Annotated in this window: 21 protein-coding genes and 1 tRNA gene; 13 read left to right on the top strand and 9 right to left on the bottom strand. The window is 69.5% G+C overall.

All coding sequences use genetic code 11. The features are described 5' to 3' along the window. Nucleotides 1-2: 2 nt before the first annotated feature. A complete protein-coding gene (locus MX571_RS22650) occupies nucleotides 3-752 on the top strand; it encodes a helix-turn-helix domain-containing protein (protein WP_247414532.1) in 750 nt (249 codons plus the stop codon). A 395-nt stretch (nucleotides 753-1,147) separates the two neighbouring features. Here the strand turns inward: MX571_RS22650 and MX571_RS05235 are convergent, their stop codons facing one another. Both MX571_RS05235 and MX571_RS05230 read right to left on the bottom strand, forming a co-directional pair. Further along, entirely contained in the window at nucleotides 1,148-1,705 is a 558-nt protein-coding gene (locus tag MX571_RS05235) for a hypothetical protein (RefSeq protein WP_247414531.1), read from the bottom strand. A gap of 78 nt (nucleotides 1,706-1,783) precedes the next feature. After that, nucleotides 1,784-2,314, bottom strand: a complete 531-nt coding sequence (locus MX571_RS05230; RefSeq protein WP_247414530.1) for an SCP2 sterol-binding domain-containing protein — start codon at nucleotides 2,312-2,314, stop codon at nucleotides 1,784-1,786. A 225-nt stretch (nucleotides 2,315-2,539) separates the two neighbouring features. Between MX571_RS05230 and MX571_RS05225 the strand changes: the two genes are divergently transcribed. Further along, nucleotides 2,540-2,944, top strand: coding sequence for a DoxX family protein (locus MX571_RS05225; RefSeq protein ID WP_247414529.1), 405 nt, complete (start codon nucleotides 2,540-2,542; stop codon nucleotides 2,942-2,944). A gap of 42 nt (nucleotides 2,945-2,986) precedes the next feature. On the opposite strand, the gene MX571_RS05220 is transcribed toward MX571_RS05225, so the two are convergent. The 3 genes from MX571_RS05220 to MX571_RS05210 all read right to left on the bottom strand — a co-directional run bounded on the left by MX571_RS05220 (nucleotide 2,987) and on the right by MX571_RS05210 (nucleotide 6,469). Further along, nucleotides 2,987-3,904, bottom strand: a complete 918-nt coding sequence (locus MX571_RS05220; protein ID WP_247414528.1) for an ADP-ribosylglycohydrolase family protein — start codon at nucleotides 3,902-3,904, stop codon at nucleotides 2,987-2,989. Between the two features lie 84 nt (nucleotides 3,905-3,988). Further along, entirely contained in the window at nucleotides 3,989-5,599 is a 1,611-nt protein-coding gene (locus MX571_RS05215; RefSeq protein ID WP_247414527.1) for a lamin tail domain-containing protein, read from the bottom strand. A 78-nt stretch (nucleotides 5,600-5,677) separates the two neighbouring features. Beyond that, entirely contained in the window at nucleotides 5,678-6,469 is a 792-nt protein-coding gene (locus MX571_RS05210) for an HpcH/HpaI aldolase family protein (protein ID WP_247414526.1), read from the bottom strand. A gap of 143 nt (nucleotides 6,470-6,612) precedes the next feature. On the opposite strand from MX571_RS05210, the gene MX571_RS05205 reads away from it, so the two are divergent. Both MX571_RS05205 and MX571_RS05200 read left to right on the top strand, forming a co-directional pair. Next, nucleotides 6,613-7,611 (top strand): DHH family phosphoesterase, encoded by a 999-nt coding sequence (locus MX571_RS05205; protein WP_247414525.1) that lies wholly within the window; start codon nucleotides 6,613-6,615, stop codon nucleotides 7,609-7,611. A 186-nt stretch (nucleotides 7,612-7,797) separates the two neighbouring features. Further along, on the top strand, nucleotides 7,798-8,679 hold the full coding sequence (locus MX571_RS05200; protein WP_247414524.1) for a universal stress protein: 882 nt from the start codon (nucleotides 7,798-7,800) through the stop codon (nucleotides 8,677-8,679). A gap of 112 nt (nucleotides 8,680-8,791) precedes the next feature. Here MX571_RS05200 and MX571_RS05195 read toward each other — a convergent pair. After that, nucleotides 8,792-8,863 (bottom strand) — tRNA-His (locus MX571_RS05195). Nucleotides 8,864-9,080: 217 nt separating this feature from the next. Here MX571_RS05195 and MX571_RS05190 point away from each other — a divergent pair. From MX571_RS05190 to MX571_RS05155, 8 genes are all read left to right on the top strand, one after another. Further along, nucleotides 9,081-9,911 carry a fructosamine kinase family protein gene (locus MX571_RS05190; RefSeq protein ID WP_247414523.1) on the top strand — a complete coding sequence of 277 codons (831 nt, stop codon included), beginning with the start codon at nucleotides 9,081-9,083 and terminating at the stop codon, nucleotides 9,909-9,911. Between the two features lie 187 nt (nucleotides 9,912-10,098). Then, nucleotides 10,099-10,641 carry a gluconate 2-dehydrogenase subunit 3 family protein gene (locus MX571_RS05185; protein ID WP_247414522.1) on the top strand — a complete coding sequence of 181 codons (543 nt, stop codon included), beginning with the start codon at nucleotides 10,099-10,101 and terminating at the stop codon, nucleotides 10,639-10,641. Between the two features lie 37 nt (nucleotides 10,642-10,678). Continuing rightward, nucleotides 10,679-12,286, top strand: coding sequence for a GMC family oxidoreductase (locus MX571_RS05180; protein WP_247414521.1), 1,608 nt, complete (start codon nucleotides 10,679-10,681; stop codon nucleotides 12,284-12,286). Nucleotides 12,287-12,434: 148 nt separating this feature from the next. Beyond that, nucleotides 12,435-13,610, top strand: coding sequence for an alpha-1 4-glucan-protein synthase (locus MX571_RS05175; RefSeq protein WP_247414520.1), 1,176 nt, complete (start codon nucleotides 12,435-12,437; stop codon nucleotides 13,608-13,610). After that, nucleotides 13,603-14,832: an extracellular solute-binding protein gene (locus MX571_RS05170; protein WP_247414519.1), complete on the top strand. Its 1,230-nt coding sequence runs from the start codon at nucleotides 13,603-13,605 to the stop codon at nucleotides 14,830-14,832. The genes MX571_RS05175 and MX571_RS05170 overlap by 8 nt, the downstream gene beginning before the upstream one ends. Nucleotides 14,833-14,850: 18 nt before the next feature. After that, nucleotides 14,851-16,494 carry an ABC transporter permease gene (locus MX571_RS05165; RefSeq protein ID WP_247414518.1) on the top strand — a complete coding sequence of 548 codons (1,644 nt, stop codon included), beginning with the start codon at nucleotides 14,851-14,853 and terminating at the stop codon, nucleotides 16,492-16,494. Continuing rightward, the gene (locus MX571_RS05160) at nucleotides 16,487-17,638 is read left to right on the top strand and encodes an ABC transporter ATP-binding protein (RefSeq protein WP_247414517.1); all 1,152 of its coding nucleotides are present in this window, start codon (nucleotides 16,487-16,489) and stop codon (nucleotides 17,636-17,638) included. Before MX571_RS05165 ends, MX571_RS05160 begins: the two co-directional genes overlap by 8 nt. Next, on the top strand, nucleotides 17,639-19,828 hold the full coding sequence (locus MX571_RS05155; RefSeq protein WP_247414516.1) for a DUF7846 domain-containing protein: 2,190 nt from the start codon (nucleotides 17,639-17,641) through the stop codon (nucleotides 19,826-19,828). A 24-nt stretch (nucleotides 19,829-19,852) separates the two neighbouring features. On the opposite strand, the gene MX571_RS05150 is transcribed toward MX571_RS05155, so the two are convergent. The 3 genes from MX571_RS05150 to MX571_RS05140 form a co-directional block, all read right to left on the bottom strand. After that, a complete protein-coding gene (locus tag MX571_RS05150) occupies nucleotides 19,853-20,551 on the bottom strand; it encodes a dolichyl-phosphate hexose transferase (RefSeq protein ID WP_247414515.1) in 699 nt (232 codons plus the stop codon). A gap of 186 nt (nucleotides 20,552-20,737) precedes the next feature. Further along, nucleotides 20,738-21,760 (bottom strand): LLM class flavin-dependent oxidoreductase, encoded by a 1,023-nt coding sequence (locus MX571_RS05145; RefSeq protein ID WP_247414514.1) that lies wholly within the window; start codon nucleotides 21,758-21,760, stop codon nucleotides 20,738-20,740. Between the two features lie 36 nt (nucleotides 21,761-21,796). Further along, nucleotides 21,797-22,042 carry a hypothetical protein gene (locus tag MX571_RS05140; RefSeq protein WP_247414513.1) on the bottom strand — a complete coding sequence of 82 codons (246 nt, stop codon included), beginning with the start codon at nucleotides 22,040-22,042 and terminating at the stop codon, nucleotides 21,797-21,799. A gap of 96 nt (nucleotides 22,043-22,138) precedes the next feature. Here MX571_RS05140 and MX571_RS05135 point away from each other — a divergent pair, with 96 nt between their 5' ends. Further along, nucleotides 22,139-22,837, top strand: coding sequence for a DUF8081 domain-containing protein (locus MX571_RS05135; protein ID WP_247414512.1), 699 nt, complete (start codon nucleotides 22,139-22,141; stop codon nucleotides 22,835-22,837). Nucleotides 22,838-22,870 lie beyond the last annotated feature (33 nt).

The raw sequence follows: 22,870 nt of genomic DNA, 5'->3' as shown, positions 1-22,870 counted from the left end.
CCGTGAACCGATACATCGACGACGCGGACCCGGACCACCCGCGTCGTTCAGCCGGACAGGAGGAAGACGAGCGGACCAGTAGCGACCGCGTCCGGTCGATAACGCTCACCCTCCGGTGTCCGCACGCGGCCGTCCACCCGGTCGACCGCGTTCTCGCCGAGCAGTCGGACGTGACTCGCGAGACGCTGCTCTACGTCGACGCGTTCGTCGACGGGAGCGGCGTCCTCGTCTACCGGCTGTCCGGCGACTCGTCGGCGCTCGACGACGCCCTCGCCGAGCGCGAGGACGTGCTGGCCCACGAGGTGGTCGACGACTCCGACGACGCCTTCGGCCTCTACCTGCACGTCGGCCCCGGCGAACCGGCCGGGACGCTCGTCGGCCTCCTCTCGACCCACCGGCTGCTGGTCGACCTGCCCATCGTGTTCACGGCGACCGGTCGCGTCCAGGTGACGGTCATCGGTCCACACGCCGAGGTGCGGACGGCCGTCCAGCACCTGCCCGCTGGCGTGGAGTACTCCGTCGAGCGCGTCGTCTCGTTCGCCGCGGACTCCAACGGCGTCCTGACGGGACTGACCGACCGCCAGCTCGAAGTGATGCGGGCGGCCGTCGAGGTCGGTTACTACGACGTCCCCAAGCGCGGCGACCGCGAGGACATCGCCGCGGCGCTCGACCTCTCGCCGTCGACCATCGGCCGACACCTGCAGAAGGCAGAACGCCACATCGTCACCCGACTGCTGGAACGCGACTCCTGAGACGCGGCTCTCCTGAACGGCCTCTGTACGGCCCCCGACCGACCGCTGGCGCTGACTCCCGAGAGAGCCTCCTGTACGCGCAGTCGTGGCGACGTACGACCGTCGGCCGTCGAGCAGTGTACCGAGGAGAGCGAGGGGAGCGACGAGCAGCGCGTCGAAGCGATAGGGCGACGACCAGTCACGTGGCGGTCGCCCCGGTAGTCACGACAGCCACGACGAGTGACGACGAGCCACGACCGTGAGCAGCGGCGCGTTCCCCGTGACGGCTCTGGATGGAGGAGTGAGTCACGAGGCGATGGACACCGGAGGAGGAGACCCAGACGAACGGCGTCGAGCCAGCAGTCTGGACGAGTCGGCAGTGTCTGCCGAACCGAGGAGGCAGCGAGAACCAGTCGTTACGATTCGAGGAGCATGCCGTACACCACGCCGAGGACGGTGCCGTACACGACGAACGCGACGATGCCGACGACGGTGGTGACGACGAGCCCCGCGAGCGTGACGGAGCCCAGTCCCGCTATCGCGAGTCGAATCGGGACGAGCACCAGGTAGCCGATTGCGCCGATGGCGAGCCCGTAGAGCGCCCCGAGTGCGGCCGTCGTCGTCGTGAGCGCCGAGCGGTTGAGCATCGGTACGAGCACCTTCTGGAGCGCCGGGCTCTCCCGCGACAGCATGATGACCCGGTTGACGAAGCCGTTGATGGAGCCCGAGACGAACATCGCGAACGGGACCGACAGGAAGACGCTCACCGCGAGCGCGGCGATCCAGCCGCCGCCGAGCGACTGCAGTCCGAGTAGCATCCCGAGGAGCAACAGCGCGGGGGAGCTGAACACCCACATCAGGAAGCCGGCGAGCGCCCCGCCGACGAACCCGCCGACGAGGAGGACGCCGAGTTCCCCCGTCTCCATGTCGGTGTCGAGACTCAGCCGAGAGCCGAACGGGAGCGTCGGTCTCACGGTGACTCGCCTCCGTTCGCCCACCTCGACCGCGACGGTACAGCTCTCGCCGACGGCGACGACCGACCGGCCCTCCCGTCAGTACCGTTCATCGGCGAACTCCGCGTCTATCTCCCCCGCGATGTCCGTGAGACGGACGGCCGCGTCGGAGTACTGGAGCACCTTCTGCATGTCACCGGCGAGGTCGAACTCGCCGCTCATCATCCCGTCGATGATGCCGATGTCCTGGCGCAGCAGCGACTTCCACGTCTCCGTGGTCGCCGTCAGGTGGAAGCCGGGGTCGACCTCGTCAGGGTCCTCGACGAGGTACGCGCCCGTACACTCGCCGTCTTCGAGTCCGAGGAACGCGTAGCCGACGTAGCCGTCACTGCCCGTCTCCTCGACGTACGTGTCGAGTTCCTCCTGGAGGTACTCCGGCATCTCGTCGACGTTCATCTCCTCGATGGGCATCTCCGTCATCTCGAACACGAAGTTGCCGTCGAAGTCGGACCCCCAGCCCTCGCTCTTCTGGGCGTAGTCGGCGTCGTCGTTGATGCGGTCCTCGTAGGTCGCGAACCACGCCTGACTCGGGAACAACAGCGGGTCGGGATCGTAATCAACGGTCGTCATTGTCAATCACGGTCTATTATGTACTGTAGACCAGTATCAACCTATCCCGGCGAATGGAAGGTCGTTTAAATGGACGGCAGTGGGTGTAAATCCGAGCTATCGCTGATTCGTACAGACGCCGTCGTTGCGGAGCGGTTCTGGTAGTACTGGAAGCTCGCCAGAGGTCGGCGACGGGCGGGCGTGTCGTCGGCACAACGTTTTGCCACTGCCGCGTGAGTCGGGGGTATGGCCGTCGATAGCGAACGCCAGGACGCGACGGAGAACAGCGTCGGACCGTCTCGACTCGGCCGGGTCCTGCTCGGACTCGGCCTCGCACTGCAGGCCTCCGAGGACTTCCGCGACATGGAGGACAACGTCGAGTACGCCGAGTCCGCGGGCGTCCCGATGCCCGAGGTGATGGCCCCGTTCGCCTCCGGGATGATGGTGACGAGCGGCGTCTGCCTCGCGCTGTGGCGACTCCCGCGACTCGCGACGGGGGCCGCCGTCACCTTCCTGACCGCCGTCACCCTGACGATGCACGACTTCTGGAACGCCGACGAGGACGACGCCTCGGGCGAACGCCTCGCGTTCTTCGGCAACGTGGCGATGCTCGGCGGTGCGCTCGTGTTCCTCCGGGAAGCGTTCAGGTAGCGAACCGGCCACTTCCGGGGCCGCCGGGGACGTCCACCGAGATTACGCCTCGAACTTGGTCGTCGCCAGCGTCCGCGCCAGCGCCGTCAGTTCGTCACGACACGCGAGTTCGCGGAGCCACCGCTCCGGAAGTGCGTCCGCGCCGAACCGCGCCCCCGCGACCGCACCCGTGACCGCACCGATGGTGTCCGAGTCACCGCCCATGGCGACCGCATCGACGATGGCGTCCTCCACAGTCGCCGTCGTGAGCCCGTGGTGCAGCCCCGCCTGCAGCGTCGTCACCACGTAGCCGGTGTTCTGGAGCTCGGCCGGGTCGACACCCTCGGGAACCACTTCCAGCGCGTCGCGGAGTTCGTCCGGAATCGGCTCTACAGCCGCGAGTGCCTCGGTCAGCGGGTCGGCCTCGCCGCCGAGCAGTCCCGCGATGGTCGCGTTCAGGACCGCACAGCCAGCCGTACAGCGCGGGTCGGCGTGCGTGATGCGCGAGGACCGTCGGCTCACCCGGTCGAGCGCCGCCGGGTCGTCGGCGAAGGCGAGCGCGTGTGGCGCACAGCGCATCACGCTGCCGTTGCCGGCGTTCCCGCCCTCGTGACTCCGCTCCCAGACCTGCTGGCCCGCCTCGTCCCACGACCGCCCCTGCTTGAGGCGGCTGATGGACTGCGACGTCATCCCGCCGATGTCGAACGGCCCGCCGTCGTACCACTCGACGAACCGCCGGGCGACATCGTCGGGGTCGAATCGCTCGCGTTCGGCGAGACTTCGGGCGATACACAGCGCCATCTCCGTGTCGTCGGTGATGGTGCCAGCGGGTTGCCCGTGAGTTCCGTGGCCGAGCATCTCCGTGACGGTGCCGTGTTCACGTTCGATGGCGGCGGGCGACCGGAACTCGACCGGTCGGCCCAGCGCGTCGCCGCAGGCGAGACCGAGCAGCGACCCCGTAGCCTTCTCGTGGTCGGTCATACGGTCCACGTCGGCCGAGCGTCGATATGCCTTCTGGTGTCAGCGAGCCGAGAGCAGGGCGTGGCGCTCGACGGACGGGTCGGTTCAGTAGGTCGTCCGCAGCAGTTCCACGTCCTCCTCGTCGGTGACGACGACCGTGTCGCCCCGGTTGTTCCAGACCGGCCGTCCCGCGTCCCAGTAGAGGTCACGCTCCGTGTCGGTCCCCGCCCCGCTGTGGACCGTGACGCGGTCCCCCGCACCGAGTTCGAATTCGTCGGGGAACGCGTACGACCGACCGGCGAGGTCCGAGAGCGCCCACCCGGTCAGGTCGAGGGGCGCGTCGCCGCGGTTCGCGAGCGTGACCGTCTCCTCGGCCAGCGAGTCGCGGTCGTCCCCCGGCGGGTCGGCCGTCACGTCGGCGAGTTCGAGCGCCACGGTCTGTCCCTCGGCCCCACCGGCACCGTAGGCGCCGAACAGCGGCAGCGACCGGTCGAACCGGGCGGTCGTGGGGAGCGTCGGGTCGTCGTCGAGGGCGTGGCGGTCGTCGCGGACGCGGTCGGCGTTCGCGCGGAGGTCCGAGTCCAGCGCTGCTGCAATCTCGTTCAGGTGCTCGCGGACGAACGCGGGGGCGGTCGCACTCCCGAGCAGGACCACCGCGCCGCCGTCGTCGCGGAACTCGCGGAGGCGGTCGAGTTCCCCGGCACCGAACCGGCCGACCGGGTTCGTGACGAGGAGCGTCCGGCCACGGTCGAGGAACGACGCGGAGAGGCGGTTGCGCTGCTCGAAGGCGATGCCCTGGCCTTCGAGGTAGCGCTGGTAGTACGCGGCGTCCTCGGCCGACAGTGCGTAGTCGACGCCGAACTGGCCGTGGCCGCCGTCGACGAGGACCGACCCCTCGCGGTCGCTCAGCCACGTCAGCAGGTTGGTGAGGAAGACGTACGGTTCGTAGGTCGAGGTGTCGACCGGGAACCCTTCGGCCCCCTCGTAGATCTCGTCGGGAAGGAGTCCGCCGACCATCCCGACCCGAGCCTCCTCGTCGACGCCGACCAGCGGGATCGGGGCGTCGTCGTAGGACACCGCGTCGGCCGCAAGTAGCTCCTGGGTCGCCGACGCCTCTGCCTTGACTGGCGCGCGGTCCTGCGGGAGTGGCCCGGAGTCGGTCCTGACGCTCGTGGGATGCGGGACGTACACTTCGGCGACGGCGCGGTTCCTGACGGGCGGCGTGGCTGCCGGGTCGCTCTCGGTCCAGAGCCCCTGGTTCTCGTCGCGGGCCTCGCGCTCGACCGCCCGGAACGCGTCGTGGTTCGTGACGCCCGAGTCGTACACCCTCGCGAGCCCCTCGGCCAGGAGTTCGCGGTTGTAGAACGTCCGGCCGCCGTCGCGGTCGTACTCCAGGTAGCAGAGCAGTCGGCCGAACTGGTCGCGGACCGGTTCGCTCGGGTCGAACGAGAGCGTCACCGTCGCCCCCGAGAGTCGCTCGCGGGCGAACGCCTTCGCCTCCTCACCCCACTCGACGAGCGTCTGGGGGTCCTCGATGCCCTCCCACTCCTGCACGCGTTCGAACCGCTGGTTGCGCTTCGTCTCCGGCGTGTCGAGGCCGATGATGCGGACCTCCTCCTCGCCGCCGTCGGGGAACTGGACGTCGACCGTGTCGCCGTCGGTCACGTCGACGACGTCGACCCGGTGGCTGGTACCGGCCGCTATCCGTTCTGGCATACCGGGAGGCGGTCCGGGGGTTACTTGACGGTTGCTACGGTGCGGAAGATAGGACTGTAGAGCAGCCCGGAGCGAGCGTCAGCCCTCGCCCCGATACGCCTCGTGCCACCCGCCGAGCGTCTCTTCGAGGGCGGCCGTCGTGCTCCCGACGTTCAGTAGCTGGTAGCCCTCGTCGACCTTCCGGTGCACGTCCTCCATCCCGAAGGTGAGGTTGCCGAGAGGTACGCCGTGGTCGAGGCAGCTATCGCGGATGGTCTCGACGGCCGCCTGCACGTCCGGGTGGTCGATCTCGCCGGGGTGTCCCGTCGACACCGAGAGGTCGAGGGGGCCGACGAACACGAACCCGAGGTCCGGCACCGCGAGGATGTCGTCGATGTGCTCGACCGCCCGCAGCGACTCGACGGTGACGCCGAGCAGCGTCTCGCGGTCCTCGGTCGCCGGGTAGTCGTCGACGCGACCCCAGCGACTCGCACGGGGCGCTGCGAGTCCGCGCTGACCCGGTTCGTCGTCGTAGGTGAACCGAGCGGCTTCGACGACCCGGCGCGTCTCCTGGGCCGTCTCGACGCGGGAGACGAACGCCGTGCGGACGCCCGCGTCCAGCGCCTTCCGGACCATCCACGGGTCGGTCGACGGGAGCCTGACGAGCAGTTCCATCCCCACGGCGTCGGCCGCCCGGAGCAGGCTCTCGACCGTGGGAGCGTCGAGCGGACTCGGTCCCGCGTGTTCGAGGTCGAGCCAGACGAAGTCGAAGCCGAACTCGCCGTACAGTTCGACGGTCGTCGGGCTGTAGAGGCCGTCGAACACGCCGAACGCGACGTCCCCGGCGTCGAGCGTTCGCTTCAGCCCGTTCTCGGTCGACAGTCGTGTCATGCGAGGGGGAGAACGCAGGCGTCGATAGCTGTTCTCGTGGGGGGCCGAGAGTGTCTCGCCCCCAGACCACACGGACAGTGGGGTGTGCCCCCGAGTAGCGGCGCACACAGGCTTTTGTCAGTTCAGAACCCACACCACTCGTCATGGCTCGGGCCGACGACCTGGTCGCCCTGCTCTCGCGTCACGAGTCGCTGCTCGTCTGCTGTCACGACAACCCGGACCCCGACAGCATCATGAGCGCCGTCGCGCTGGAGCGCATCGCGACCGAGGCGGGCGTCGAGACCACCACGCTCGCGTACGCCGGGACCGTCTCCCACCAGCAGAACCGGGCGCTCGTCACGCTCCTCGACCTCCCGCTCGAACCGCTGGCCGACCACGCTATCGACGACTACGACCTGCTCGCGCTCGTCGACCACTCCACTCCGGGCGAGAACAACCGCCTCCCTACCGACACGCAGGTCGACATCGTCGTCGACCACCACCCCGCCGAGGACGTCGACGCGACGTTCGTCGACCACCGCGAGTCGGTCGGCGCGGCCGCGACCATCCTCGTCGAGTACCTCCACGACCTGGGCATCGTCCCCGACGCCGACCTCGCGACGGGCCTCCTGTTCGCCATCCGCCGCGAGACGCTCGACTTCACCCGCGGCGCGACCGCCAACGAGTACATCGCCGCGGAGTTCCTCCATCCCCACGTCTATCTCCCGCTGCTCAAACAGCTCCTGAACACGCCGTACTCGCCCGCGACGGTCGACGCGCTGGGCGAGGCCATCACGAACCGCCGCGTCCGCGCCGACCGACTCGTCTCCCGCATCGAGACGACCGAGGAGCGCGACGCCCTCCCGCAGGCCGCCGACTTCCTGCTGAACCTCGAAGGCGTCTCGACGGTCGTCGTCTTCGGCGTCATCCGGAACGAACTGCAGTTGAGCGCCCGTTCGGCGGACCCGGACCAGCACATCGGGGCGCTGCTCCGGGAGACGTTCGACGGACTCGGGAGCGTGGGCGGCCACCGCGAGATGGCCGGTGGGCGCATCCCGCTCGACGCGCTCGTGGACGCCGAAGACCGCGAGCAGGCGGTCGACGTGGCGACGCGCCTGGTCACCTCGGCGCTATTCGGGGAGCGGCGGTCGCACGTCCAGTGACGGGACGGTCTGCTCGCTCCCGAACCGTCGTCGCTACAGCGCCAGCGAGCCGCGTCGAGTGACGCCCCTACCCTGGCGATACGAACGGGTACGGGCCTGGCGACGCGGGGACCGGACGAGATTCCCACAATGAGAGAATGATTGACAGGTTTAGGTCGCTCGCGACTCGATGACGAACGACCGACCATGTACGACCGTATCCTCCTCCCGACCGACGGCAGCGACGTCGCGGCGACCGCGACGGAGGCAGCCATCTCGCTCGCGACGCAGTTCGACGCCGCGCTGGACGTGATCTGCGTCCGAGAGACCGACGCACGCTCGTCCGACGCCGAGGACGACGAGTTCGTCGCACAGGGGCGGCGAGCGATGGCCGCGGCAGACGAGCGGGCGACCGAAGCGGGCGTCGAGACGACGACCGCGGTCGTCGATGGTGGCCGGCACGTCCACCGAGCCATCGTCGAGTACGCGGACGACCACGAGGTCGATTGTATCGTGATGGGAACCCACGGTCGGTCGGGTGTGGAACGGTTCCTCCTCGGGAGCGTCGCCGAGCAGACCCTCCGACACGCCTCCGTCCCGGTGCTGACGGTCCACGAGGACACCGTCGTCGAGTCGGCGTTCGACGCAGTGGTGGTCCCGACGGACGGCAGCGAGTTCGCCGACGCCGCGCTCAACCACGCCATCGACCTCTCGCTCGCGACCGGTGCCGCCCTCCACGTCGTCCACGTGGTCGACCTCGGCATCGTCAGGGGTGACGTCGACGTGGGGACGGTGCTGGACTCGCTCGAAGAAGCGGGGCGACGAGGGGTCGACCGGGCCGTCGACCGCGCCGAGGCGGCGGGCGTCTCGACCGTCGCGGCGTCCGTCCTCCGGGGGACGCCGTATCGTGCCATCCTCGACTACGCAGGCGACCGCGATATCGACTGTCTCGTGATGGGAACCCACGGCCGAACCGGACTCCAGCGGAACCTCCTGGGGAGCGTCACCGAGCGAGTCGTCCGGCTCTCCGACGTCCCGGTACTCGCGCTGCGAGGCGGGCAGACGAGAGACGAGCGGACCGCCGAGTGACGGCGTGTCGGCCGTTGGCTTCGGGATAGACGTGGTGGACGGCCTCGCCGGTCGAATCAGGGCGCATCGCTTGCAGGGACAGTGACCGGTCGAAGCGTGGAAGAGAATTCAGGTCCGGGTGCGAGAATCGAACCCGCGTCTCAGCCTCCACAAGGCTGAAGGATGACCATTACCCCAACCCGGACGCGCAGTTCGTAGTATCCGGTCGCTGTTTGAATACGTTACGACTCGGGGTTGGGCGTGCCACGGCACCACCAAGGGTAGCCCGAGGCATCAGACCTCGCTCTCGATACGATGACGAAGAACACGCAGCAGACGTGACTGGTCCCCGAGGTCTGCGAGATGGGTTATCAGGAGCGAACGACACCAACACTCTTCGAACTGGTACCGGTCTGGTCACTGTGGACCTCGAAGCCGCTATCGAGTCTGCCCTCGGTTCGCCGCCAGTCGAGTGCCGAGCACTCACGGGGGGACAGATCGGAACAGTACAACGTGCAACGCTCGCCGACGACCGTCGAGTCGTCGCGAAAACAGGCGAGACGCCGCTCGATACAGAGGGCCGGATGCTCCGCTACCTCGCCGAGTACAGCGACCTGCCCGTTCCGACGGTGTACCACGCGGACCCGGACCTGCTCCTCGTCGAATTCATCGAGGGGGAGACGGACCACGACGCCGCCGTCGCACGGGATGCAGCCGACCACCTCGCAGCGCTCCACGAGCACGGTAGCGCCGCGTTCGGCCTCGACTTCGACACGGTCACCGGCCCCGTCCACCAGCCCAACCCGTGGACCGACAGCTGGGTCGAGTTCTACCGCGAGCACAGGCTCGAACATCTCCTCTCGCTGGCGGACCTCTCGGCGGACACCGAGACGCGAGTCGAGGCCGTGTGCGACGACCTGACCGAATTACTGACCGAGCCGAAGAGCCCTTCGCTGATCCACGGCGACGTCTGGACGACGAACGTCCTCGCCCGTGATGGGGCGGTGACGGCGTTCCTCGACCCGGCGATCTACTACGCCCACCCCGAGGTAGAACTCGCGTACGTCGACTGGACCGGGACGTTCGGCGACGCGTTCTTCGACCGATATCGGGAGCGACGGGAGATCGTCGCTGGCTTCTTCGAGTCCCGTCGGTTCGTCTACCGGCTCTACCCCCTGCTCGTTCACGTCCACCTCTTCGGTGGCCGGTATCACGACGCGCTCGACGAGACGCTCAGTCGAATCGACTACTGACGCGTCGAGCCTCGAGGACGCCACGGTCGGACGCGACGACCGAAGTGTGGGACCGCGATTCACCCATCAGAGTGAGAGGAGCCGGTCGTCCGACCGTGGCCGAGCCCGTTCGAGAACGGACGCCTCCGGGGAGCGAACCGATGAGGAACACAACGCTCTTGTTTAGGTCTGCCAAAAACACAGCGTGATGCGGTTGACCCGTCGGGACGCGCTCGCCGCGCTCGCTGCGGGGGGGAGCGGTGCGTTAGCCGGGTGTTCGGCGCTCACCGAGTCGGACGTGTGGAGTGAGGGGACCGAGGACCACCCGGTCGGCGACCACGAGATGGCGACCCTCGTCGCGATTGCGGAGGTGGTCTACCCGTCGGCAGTCGACGGCGTCGCCTCGTTCGTCCGGACGTACACCGGCGGCCGCGTCGATGGGGACGGCGCGTACGCGACGGGCGTCGCCGAGGCCGTCGACGCGCTCGACGAGTACACCGCGACGTTCCACGACGAGCGGTACGTGGCGCTCTCGTCGGCCGACCGCCGCGAGACGCTCGACTACATGAGCGTCGACGAGGCCGAGGCCGACCCCGATGGGGCCGCCGAACAGCGCGTCCGCTACTACCTCGTGAACGAACTCCTGTTCGCGTTCTACCGTTCGCCCACCGGAGCCGGGATGGCGGGGCTGGAGAACCCGCCGGGGTACGCCGGTGGGACGACCTCGTATCGGGAGGCTCCCGACCGATGACCGGTCGCTCACGAGGGGAGTCGAGAGGGAGGCACTCGTGACCACATCGGGAGAGTCCACCGACCGTACGCCGTCGTCGGGAGTGGACGTCTGCGTCGTCGGGGCCGGCCCGGCTGGTGCCATCGTCGCCGCCGACCTGTCGAAGCGGGGTCACGAGGTGGTCGTCCTCGACGCCGGCCCGCGGTTCGAACCGAGCGAGCGTCCAGAGCGGATGGAACGACACCTTCGCCCGGGGAGCGCGAAACCGGTCTGGGACGTGGGTGGCGAGCGCGACGCCTACAGCGCCTCCGGCGAGCGACACTACCCGCTGAACGCGTCGCGCGTGAAGGGCGTCGGCGGCAGCACGCTCCACTGGCAGGGGATGGTGATGCGCCTGCACGAGCAGGACTTCGAACTCGACTCGTCGGTCGGCATGGGCGACGACTGGCCCATCGACTACGGGGACCTGCGGCCGTTCTACGCCGCCGCCGAAGCGGCGTTGAACGTCTCGGGGGCCTCGGATAACCCGTTCGAACCGCCACGCGAGGAGCCACATCCGCTCCCGGCGTTCCCCCCGTCGTACAGCGACTCGCTGTTCGCCGAGGCGTGCGAATCGGTGGGAGTCGCGACGCACTCGGTACCGAACGCGCGGAACTCGGAGGCGGTCGACGGGCAGAGCGCCTGCGTCGGGTACGGCACCTGTAAGCCCGTCTGCCCCTCGGGTGCGAAGTACGACGCGACGCGACACGTCGATATCGCGGAAGCGAACGGAGCCCGAGTTCTGGACCGCGTCCCCGTCCAGCGACTCGACCACGACGAGGCGGGCGAGCGGGTGACCGCCGCCGTCTACGCGACGCCAGGTGGCGAGGAACACCGACAGGAGGCACGCGAGTTCGTCGTCGCCGCGGGCGGGGTGGAGACGCCCCGCCTCCTGTTGCTCTCGGCGAGCGAGCGGTACCCGAACGGTCTGGCGAACTCCTCGGGCGCGGTGGGTCGGTACTTCATGGACCACCTGTTCGCGGGCGTCGGCGGGACGCTCGACGAACCGACCCGGCAGAAGCACGTCGGGTTCAACACCACCGAGAGCCACCAGTTCTACGACCGGCCGGACGACTCGCGGACCGCCATCAAACTGGAGTTCCTCAACTACGCCGGCCCGGCACCCACGGACGTCGCCCTCGAAGCGGACACGTTCGGCGACGCGTTGCTGGAGGAGATACGGGAGGCGTACGGCACCCACGTCGCGATGGGTGCGCTGGTCGAGCAGCTCCCGAGCGCCGAGAACCGGATTCGACTGGACCGCTCGCGCACGGACGACCACGGGAACCCCGTCCCGGACGTGGTGTGGCGCGTCGACGACCGGACGCGACGCACCATCGAGCGAGCGAACGAGGTGCAACGCGAGATCCTGACCGAACTCGGTGCGGACGTCACCTGGACGGTCGGCCCCGAGAACACCGGCCCGGCGTACCACCACATGGGCACGACGCGGATGGGGACCGACCCGGCCGAGAGCGTCGTCGACCGCCGCCTGCGCAGTCACGACCTGGCAAACCTCACGCTCGCCGGGAGTTCCGTCTTCGTCACGGGCGGGGCGATGAACCCCACGCTCACCATCGCCGCTCTCTCGCTGAAGGCGGCCGGACACATCGCCGAACGGCTCTGAGACCCCCACTCGTACGGACTCCCGCCTGTGGAGGGGGAGACGGTGAGAGAGACGCGCGCCGCCGACGGCATCGCTTCATCTCGGCGAACGGTTTTGGCCCGCCTAACAATCGACACTGTTTAGGCGAGCCTAATCGTTGGCCGGGGCAATGAGTACGGAGCAGGACACCTGTGTCGTCGTTCCGACGATTCGAGAGCACGAGTGCGTTCGAGCGTACGTCGAGAACGCCCGAGAGCACGGCTTCGACGCCGACCGACTGTTCTTCGTGCTGGTCACCGAGGAGTTCTGCGACGTCGAGGCGATGCGGACGATGCTCGACGAGGAGGGCGTCGACGGGGCGGTGTTCGACGGGAGCGACCGCGAGGCGTGGTTCGCGGCCAACGACGTGGCCGAGTTCGACCACCTGATTCCCGCGGCGAGTCACGCCCAGACCTCGTTCGGCCTGCTGTACCTCTGGGCGCACGAACGCTTCGAGTACGGCGTGTTCCTCGACGACGACACCCTCCCCCACCCCGACGCGGACTTCTTCGGCACCCACATGGAGAACCTCGCGTTCGAGGGTCGGGTAAAGTCGGTCCGCTCGGACGAGTCGTGGGTGAACGTCCTCTACCAGAGCGACACCGACCTCTACCCCCGCGGCTACCCGTACGCGGCGATGGACGAGACGGTCGAGACGGACGTCGAACACGTCGAGAGCGTCGTCGCCTCGCAGGGCCTCTGGACGAACGTCCCCGACCTCGACGCGGTCCGCATCCTCATGGACGGCGACCTGCAGGGCCAGGCCGAGACGCGCACCACCGCCGACGACTTCGAGCGCGACTTCGTCGCGAGCGAGGGCCAGTACCTCACCGTCTGCTCGATGAACCTCGCGTTCCGCCGGGAGGTCGTCCCCGCGTTCTACCAGCTTCCGATGGACGACAACGAGTGGGACGTCGGCCGGTTCGACGACATCTGGTCGGGGCTGTTCCTCAAGCGCGCCGCGGACGTCCTCGACAAGCAGGTGTACAACGGCGGCCCGCTCTGCGAGCACAACAAGGCCCCGCGTTCGACGTTCGACGACCTGGCGAACGAGGTGGCGGGCCTCGAACTCAACGAGCACGTCTGGGAGGTCGTCGACGACGTCGGCGAGGACGCCGAGAGCTTCGAGGAGGCGTTCGCGGCGATGGCCGACGCGCTCGCCGAGGGCGACTTCGAGGAGTGGACGAACGGCGCGTTCCTGAACCACTGCGGCGAGTACATGCGCGACTGGCTGGACTGTCTGGCGACGCTGTCGGCCCGTTGTGACGCCGCCGCCGAGTCGACGGTGGTGGTCGCCGATGACTGACCGACCGACCGACGACCGCCGAGACACCGACAGTCCTCGCACGAGCGGTCACACCACCCGTCGCACCTACCGGCGACGGAGCGTCCTCGCCGGACTCGGTGCGACCGGTCTGGCCGGCCTCGCCGGCTGTACGGGCCTCTTCGGCGGTGGCGACGAGACGGGGAACGACAGCGGGAACGGGAGCGGGAACGGCACCGCCGACCCGAGTTTCGGCGAGTTCCGTGGCTCCGGGGCGCTCGCGGAGGGTCGCGGCGACGTCGGCGGGACGTCCATCGAGGACCTCCCGGACCTCAGCGGCGAGTTGACCATCTACCTCGGTGGCGGAGAGGGCGGCCTCTACCGCGACCTGCTCGCGACGTTCGAGGACATCTATCCGGAGTTCGAGGCCAGGGAACGCGCCTCGGGGACGGCCGACGCGGCGAACACCCTCATCAACGAGGGGTCGGCGACGCCCGCCGACGTGTTCTGGTCCGTCGACGCCGGGTCGCTCGCCGTCGTCGCAAACGAGGGCCTGACCGCGAAACTCCCTTCCGAGGTCGTGAAGCCGGTCCCCGAGCAGTTCCACCCGGGCGACGAGTGGGTCGGCACCGCGGGACGCGCCCGCGCCGTCCCGTTCAACACCGAGGCGCTGTCGGCCGAGGACGTCCCCGACAGCGTGATGCAGTTCCCCGAGACGGAGGCGCTGTCGGGAGCGGTCGGCTGGGCACCGACGTACGGCGCGTTCCAGGCGTTCGTCACCGCGATGCGACTCATCGAGGGCGAGGAGACGACGAAGACGTGGCTCCAGGGGATGCTCGACACGGGCGTCACCGAGTACAACAACGAGTTCCTCGTCTCGAACGCCGTCGCCGACGGCGAACTCGCCGCCGGGTTCGCCAACCACTACTACGCCCTCCGGGTCCGCGAGTCGCGACCGAACGCCCCGCTCGAACTGGCGTTCACCAGCGGCGACGCGGGCGCACTCATCAACGCGGCCGGCGCGGAGGTCCTCTCGGCGAGCGACAACCAGGAGCTCGCGTTCACGTTCCTCCGTCACCTGCTGTCGGCGGAGGCCCAGGAGTTCTTCGCGACCCGCACGTACGCCTACCCGATGGTGTCTGAGATTCCGCCGGTCGGCGGCCTCCCGACCATCGACGAACTGAACCCGCCCGACGTCGACCTGAGCAAACTGTCGAACATCCAGCCGACGCTCGACCTGCTCCGAGACGTCGGGGTCCTCTGATGGTGGGAGCGCTCTGAGATGGCCTCGAGTGGACAGGTCGAGCGACTCCGGCGACGCCTCGGCGACGACGAGGGGCCGGGACTGGCCGTCGCCCTCGTCGCCGCGGCCGTCGCCGCGGCGGTGGTGTCCCCGCTCGCCTGGTTGCTCCTCAGCGTGTCGACGATGGACGCCGACGCCGCCCTCACGCTGCTCACGTCGCACACGGCGACCAGCGTCCTCGTCAACAGCCTCGCCCTCGTCCTCGTCGTCACGGCAGCGTCCATCGTCCTCGGCGTCCCGCTCGCCGTCCTGACGGTCCAGACCGACCTGCCGTTCCGACGGCTCTGGACGGTCCTCGCGGCGCTCCCGCTGGTCGTCCCGAGCTACATCGGCGCGTTCGCCTACGTCTCGACGTTCGGCCCGAGCGGGGCGCTCGCCGACGTGCTCGAACCGCTCGGCGTCGGCCTGCCGACGGTGTACGGACTGGGCGGGACCGCGCTCGTGTTGACGCTGTTCACCTACCCCTACGTCTTCCTCACGACGCGGGCCTCGCTGCTCTCGTTCGACACGACCCAGATAGAGGCGGCCCGGACGCTGAACCACGGCTACCGGAGTACGTTCCGTCGCGTCATCCTCCCCCAGATAGCGCCGGGGGTCACCGCCGGGGCACTGCTCGTCGCGCTCTACACGCTCTCGGACTTCGGGACGCCCTCCATCATGCGCTACGACGTGTTCACGCGCGTCATCTACGTCGAACTGAACAGCTTCGGCGCGGGACGGGCGAACGCGACGTTGTTGTCGATGCAGCTGCTCGCGGTGACGGCGGTGATTCTCGCACTCGAAGCGCGGGTCAGCGGCAGCCCTACCGGGGGGTACGGGACGACGTCGTCGACCCGGCCCGTCCTCTCGCTCGGTCGCCTGCGCTGGGTCGCCGCGCTCCTCCCCGCGCTGGTGAGCCTGTTCACGCTCGTCCTGCCCGTCGGCATCCTCGCGATGTGGTTCGTCCGGTCGTCGCCGGGGTACAGCGGCGGTGGCCTCGCGTTCCGCACCGCGTTCGCGACGAACTCGGTGTACGTCGCGGCCGTCGCCGCGCTCGTGACGGTGCTGTTCGCGCTCCCGGTGGCGTACTACGCCGGGCAGTCGAACTCGTTCCTCTCGCGGGTCGTCGACCGGGCGACGTACCTCGGGTACGCGATGCCGGGGGTCGTCCTCGGCCTCTCGCTCGTCTTCTTCTCCAGCCAGTGGCTCCGCGACAGCGTGGGGCCGGGGGCGGCGCAGCTGCTCTACCAGTCCCTGCCGCTGCTCGTGTTCGCCTACGTCGTCCGGTTCCTGCCGCAGGCGGTCGGCACGACGCGCTCGTCGGTGCTCGGCGTCGACCGGGAACTGGTCGGCGCGGCCCGGTTGCTCGGCGCGTCGCCGCGGAGCGCGTTCCGCAGGGTGACGCTCCCGCTCATCTCGCCGGGGTTGCTCGCCGGGGCGGCGCTCGTCTTCCTTACGACGATGAAGGAACTCGACACCACGCTCATCCTCCATCCGACAGGGTTTACAACGATAGTGACCTACATCTGGCGTGTTCAGGAGGCTGGCTACTACGGACGTGCGGCGCTACCGGCACTCGTGTTGATCGCCGTCTCCGGCCTCTCGATGATTCCGCTGCTCGGCGGGGGGAGCGACGATGCATGAGAACCCGACCTCGACGACGGACGCAGCACCCGCCGACGCGGTGGCAGGGCGTCGTGCATCCCCGACTGACCGGTCGCCGACCGCCGACCCGGTGCTGGAACTGTCCGGCGTCGGTAAACGCTACGGCTCGGAGACCGCCGTCTCCGACCTCGACCTGCTCGTCCACGAGGGGGAGCTCGTCACGCTCCTCGGCCCCTCTGGCTGCGGGAAGACGACGACCCTCCGGATGATAGCGGGCCTCGAATCGGTCACCGAGGGCACCATCGAGGTCGGCGGCACGGTGGTCGCCGGCGACGGCCCGCAGACGCCCCCGGAGGAGCGAGACGTGGGACTGGTGTTCCAGGAGTTCGCGCTGTTCCCCCACCTGACCGTCGCCGAGAACGTCGCGTTCGGCCTCGAGGACCCGGACTCGCCGGAGGCTGAAGCACGCGTCGACGACCTGCTCGACCTCGTCGGCCTGTCGGAGTACGGCGACCGCTCGCCCGAGGACCTCTCGGGCGGCCAGCGCCAGCGCGTGGCGCTCGCCCGGTCGCTCGCGCCCGAACCGGACGTCCTCCTGCTGGACGAGCCGTTCTCGAACCTCGACGTGCGCCTCCGGGTCAGGATGCGCGAGGAGGTCAAGCGCATCCTCGACGAGGCGAACGTCACCGCCGTCTCCGTCACCCACGACCAGGAGGAGGCGCTCTCCATCTCCGACCGCATCGCCGTCGTCAACGACGGCCGTCTCGAACAGGTCGGTCCACCCGAGGAGGTGTTCGAGAACCCGACGTCGCGGTTCGTCGCCTCGTTCCTCGGGCAGGCCAGTTTCCTCCCCGCCGAGGTGACGGCGGACGCCGTCGAGACGAGCGTCGGCTCCTACGACCGGGACCTGCTGGCGGGGCTCGGCGACGGCTACGCGGGGAGTCGGGTCGACGTCCTCGTCCGCCCCGACGACCTCCGGGCCGAACCGGCCGCGGCCGGCGACGCCGACGGGACCGTCGTCCGCCGACAGTACACCGGCCCGTCGTTCGTCTACCACGTCGAACTCGACGACGGCACCGTCGTGCGCTGTCTCCACAACCACACCGAGGAGTTCGAGGTGGGCGACCCGGTGACGGTGACGCTCGTCGCCGACCACGAACTCGCCTGGTACCCGGCCCGATAGATGTCGGGTCGGTCGCCCGACGACGACGGCGACGATGGCTACCGCTCCCGTGGGCTCTCCACAGAGGCGTTCCGGTCGTCGCTCGACCACCTCGACCGCGGCCACCTCGCGTCGGTCGTCCTGGCCGCCGTCGGCGCTATCCTGTCGCTGTTCGTCGCGTCGACACTGTTCCCCTACCTCTCGGTGAACCACGACGAGGGCGTCTACCTCCAGCAGGCGGACCTGCTGCTCCACGGCCGACTGTTCCTCCGACCACCCGTCGAGGAGTCGTTCCGACCCTGGTTCTTCGTCGACGGGGCAGAGGGCCTCTACTCGAAGTACGCACCCGTCCCGGCGGCCGTCTTCGCGCTCGGCCGACTGCTCGGCGGGTACTCGCTGGCGACCGCGGCCATCTCGGCCTCGCTCGTCGCGGGCGTCGTCGCCCTCGGCCGAGAGCTGTTCGACACGCGGGTCGGCGTCCTCGCGGGCGTCCTCCTGCTCGGGACGCCGCTGTTCGTCGTCCACGCGGGCCTGTTCCTCCCGTACGCGCTGACGACGACGCTGAACGTCGCCTTCGCCGTCTGGTACCTCCGAGGCGAGCGCCGCGAGAGCGTCCGGGACGCGGCGCTGGCGGGCCTCGCCGTCGGCGTAGCGTTCTTCGCCAGACCCTACACCGCCGTGCTGTTCGCCCTCCCGTTCGTCGGCCACGCGCTCGCCACCGCCGTCCGCTCGCGCGTGTGGCGGGTGCAGACCGATACGTCACAGAGCGAGACTCGCGGACTCCTCGTCCGTCGCATCGTCACCGCGACGATAGGGTCCGTAGGGGTGCTCGTCGCCCTCGGCTACAACGCCGTCGTGACCGGCGACCCGTTCGTGTTCCCCTACCTGGCGTTCGCGCCGACCGACGGCGTCGGCTTCGGGCGACACGCGCTGCTCGGCCACGCCGTCGACTACACACCCGAACTCGCGCTCCGCGCGAACGCGCTCGTCCTCCGCGACCTGTTCGCCGAGTGGGTCGTCGCCGGACCGCTCGGGACCGTCACAGCGGCGGTCGGCCTGCTACTCGTCTTCGTCGTCGGTGTGCACGGGTCGAGTGGCGTCGAGGGAGGGGGCGACCGCGTCCGCCCCGCGCTCCTCGCCGCGACGTACCTCACCGTGGCGGGCGGGAACGTCGCGTTCTGGGGGAACTACAACGTCCTCGGCTCGCTGGCGTCCGACACCGACGGCCTCGTCCACTACCTCGGCCCGTACTACCACTACGACCTCGTCGTTCCGACGGCGGTGTTCGCCGCCGTCGCCGTCGTCGCCGCGGTCGAGTGGCTACGAGAGACGGTGCCGGCGTGGCTCGCCCGCCGGGACGGCGTCGGTGCCGACCGAGCGCCGCAGGTCGTCGTGGCGATACTCGTCGTCGGTGCGGTGGTCGCGAGCGGCGTCGGTGCGGCCGTCGTCGGTGCACGCGTCGCCCCGAACGCCGGGGTGACCGAGGAGTACAGCGCCGGGTACGCACCCTTCGACGACGGCCCGCCCGAGGAGTCGGTCGTCTTCCTCCCGGCGACGTACGGACCGTGGCTGAACCACCCGTTCCAGGCGCTCCGGAACGACGCCGCCTACGACGGGAGAGCGGTCTACGCTCTCGGCGACACCCGCGAACTCGATGTCGCGTCACGGTTCGGGGACCGCGACCTCTACCGCTACGTCTACACCGGGACGTGGGTCCCCACCGACGACTCGACTGTCCGGGCGACGCTCGTCCCGGTCGACCGACTCGCGGGCGAGCGACTCGCGGTGAACGCCACGCTCGCGCGACCGGCGACCGTGACGGGGACGACGGTTCGCCTCGCGACCGACCGCGGCTCCGCGTACCTCGTGGGAACCGACGCGGGCGGGTCGCTCTCGCTGTCGGTGGTCGTGGAGGACGGAACCGTGAGCGTCACCGGACCGACGCTCGAACCGACCGGGTCAGACGGGAGCGTCGCACTCGACGAGTCCGACGAGGTCCACGTCGAGGTGTTCGTCGACACCGGGCCGACCGGCGGCTACAGCTACGAGGTGACGTTCCCCGTCGAGTCGCGCGGTGGGACGCACCGGGCGCTGTCGCCGACGGCCGAACGCTGTCCCGTCCCCGACCGCTGCGTGCCGGTCGCCCTCGACGACTCGGGGCCCGACCGGGGGACGAACGCGACCGTCTCGGACGGCAGCGCCCGGCGATAGACCGACGCCAGTCCCGTCCGCCGTTCAGGACCGTCGTCGGCGTCGCTCCTCGGCGCAGACGGTCAGAATCGACCCGCCGATGGCCCTGCCGCCGGCGAACGGGTCGAGTTTCGTCTCGCCGATGCGTTCGTCGTAGTCGATGGGTTCCTCCCGGACGCGGTAGCCCCGCATCACCGGGCGGATCAACAGTTCGGCGGAGAGGCCCGTGTTCTCCGTCCACTCGATGGACTCGACGACCGACTCGTGGTACGCGCGCATCCCGGTCGTCACGTCGTGCAGTCGCCTCCCCGAGAGGAGGCTAGCCAGCGCCGCGAACGCGTGGTTCCCCGCCCGGTTGACGCGCGGCATCGTCCGCGCACCGTGGTACAGTCGGTCGCCGCTCACGACGTCGTACCCCTCGTTCACCAGGTCGAGGAAGTCGGGGATGCGGTCCATCGGGTAGGTCCCGTCGCAGTCGGTCGTCACCCGAACCGGGGTGGTCGCCTCCCGCAACGCCCGGCTCACGGCGACTCCGTAGCCCCTCGGTGGCTGGTCCACGACGGTCGCCCCGTGGTCGCGGGCCACCGCGGCGGTCCCGTCGTCGGAGCTGTCGACGACGACCGCCTCCGCCCGTCCGTCGGTCGCCGCCTCGATGTCGTCGAGCACCGGCCCGATGGCGTCGACTTCGTTGTACGCCCCCATCACGACGCTCACGTCGTCGAGGCCGTACGCTCGCTCGTGCATTGCTCCGGAGGGGGTGCGGCTCGTTGTTAAGCGTTACCAGAGCCATCGAGGGACGCACGCCTCCAACGGACGCTACCGGGTGGTCTCGCGCTGGACTGACTCACCACTCCGGGACGTGAGCACGGTCGCCACGGCATCTCCGTGTTCGTCGCAGCGTCCCTCGTGGGCTTCAGGGCGGAGCGGCCGTCACCGGATTCCGACGCCCTCTGCCAGCAGTTCGTGCGACCGGAGCGCCTGCTCGTGCGTCCCGGTGACGTGTTGAATCATCACCTCGTCGACGCCGACCCGGTCAGAGAGCTGTTCGAGCAATCCGGCGAGTCGCTCCGGACTCCCCGAAATCGCACGCGGCCACTCCTCCGAGTCGAGCGTCGCGGGCGTCGGGTCGGGTACGCCACCGAGTTCGTCGAGCGCCTCCTCGACGGACGGCCGCGTCCCGACGACACCGCGCTGCATCCGCTGGTAGGTCGCTTCGGCCACGGCGCGCAGCCGTGCAGCCTCCTCGTCGGTCTCCGCACAGACGGCGTTCACCGCGACGATGCCCTCCGGCTCCTCGACGCCACCGGCCAGCCGCGACGCCTCGAACCGCTCGCGGTACTGCTCGAACGCGTGCGTGGCGAACTGCGGGCGGATGAACGCCGCGAAGCAGTAGGGGAGGCCGAGTTGGCCCGCGATGCCCGCACTCGACGGACTCGACCCGAGGACCCAGGGCGCGGGTGGGTCCCCGTTCGAGCGGGGGATGGTCAGGTCGCTGTAGGGGTGTTCGTCGGGGAAGTCGTCGTAGAGGTGGTTGACGACGCTCTCTATCTTCTCGGCGTGGTCCTCGTCGGGGTTCTGCACGCGGCGACTCGTCTGGAGGGCGCGGTCGGACGCCGGCGAGCCGTTCGCTCGACCCAGCCCCGCGTCGATACGGTCCGGCGCGAGTCCGTCGAGCACGCCGAACTGCTCGGCGACCTTGAACGGGCTGTAGTGGTTGAGCAACACGGCTCCCGACCCCAGTCGGATGGTGTCCGTCTCGGCGGCCAGGTGGCCGAGCAGCACCTCGGGCGACGTGCCGGCGATGGAGTCGGCCATCCCGTGGTGTTCGGCGACCCAGAACCGCTCGTAGCCGAGTCGTTCGGCCTGCTGGGCGGCGTCGACGGTGTTCGCGTACGCCTCCGTGGCGCTTCCGCCGTCGGGGAGCGGGGACAGGTCGACAACAGAGAGGTCCATAGCAGGAGTCGGGGACTGCGAGGGGTAACGGTTCGGTTAGTCCGAAGGTTCGTGGGTGTTCTCGCTCCGGCTGTGGACCGGCCCCCACCCGTTCTCGGGGTGTCTCGCGGCGCGAATCCGCCCGCGATGGACGCCGTTGATGGTCTTGATGACGACGACACGGTACGTCCCACCTACCTCCCCGTCGGGAACGTGGATTTCCCTCCCGTCGTCGTCGACGCCGACCGGCACTCCCTCGTCGCTCGCTCGCTCCAGCGTGACCTCGACGACGTCCTCCTTCATTGGCCGTCCCACGGCGACCGCGAACAAACCAGTTTCTCCGCGAGTGGGCGCGAAGATGGTGCGATTTCAATACGCGTCGGTAGCAACCACGGACCGATGACGTGGCGCGATAGCTGGCCGGGAGACCCGGAGTTCGACGACGAGGTGTCGGTCGCTATCAAGCCCTCCGCCGTCCGCGACTGTGGGGTCGTCGAGTCGTACGCCGAGGAGCACGGCGAGGTGGTGCAGTTCACCTCCGTCGAGGCGGCCCGCGAGGAACTGACCCGGCATCGCACGTCCGCGGAGTTGAGCCTCCAGCGAGTCGCGCCGAACGACCCCGCCGAAGTCGAGTGGTACCTCGTGAGTCTCGGGCAGCACGGCTACAGCGCCGACGAGCGCGGGCCGCCGGACGAGGGGTGGACGTTCGACCCCACGGCGAACCAGTACGGCGCGTTCGGCGAGGCGCTGTTCACCGCGACGCCACACGGGACGAGACCGCTGAAGCAGTTCGTCCACCGCGACCTGGGAATCGACGACGCCCTCCGCGTTCGGGTGGACTCCTCACCGCCAGTCGTCTCGAACGACGCGGGGACGTGGCACCCCGACGTCGCGGCCGCGGTCAGGCTTCGGTGGGGGCCGGACGTGCAGCGGTACCTGTTCGAGGTGAAGACGGGGACCGGCGAACTCGAACGGACGCAGGAGGCGACGATGCGGGAGCACGCCCGGTCACAGGCACGCGACCGGGTCGTCCACGTCGTCGCCGACATCGCCGGACTCCCGGAGGAGTACTCGGTCGAGTTCCACGCGGTCGGCTGAGGCGGACCCGACCTCGCGGGTCCCCACACTCTG

It is taken from the genome of Halomarina salina (genome assembly GCF_023074835.1).
GTDB lineage: Archaea > Halobacteriota > Halobacteria > Halobacteriales > Haloarculaceae > Halomarina > Halomarina salina.
This window is presented reverse-complemented; position numbering and strand designations above follow the sequence as displayed.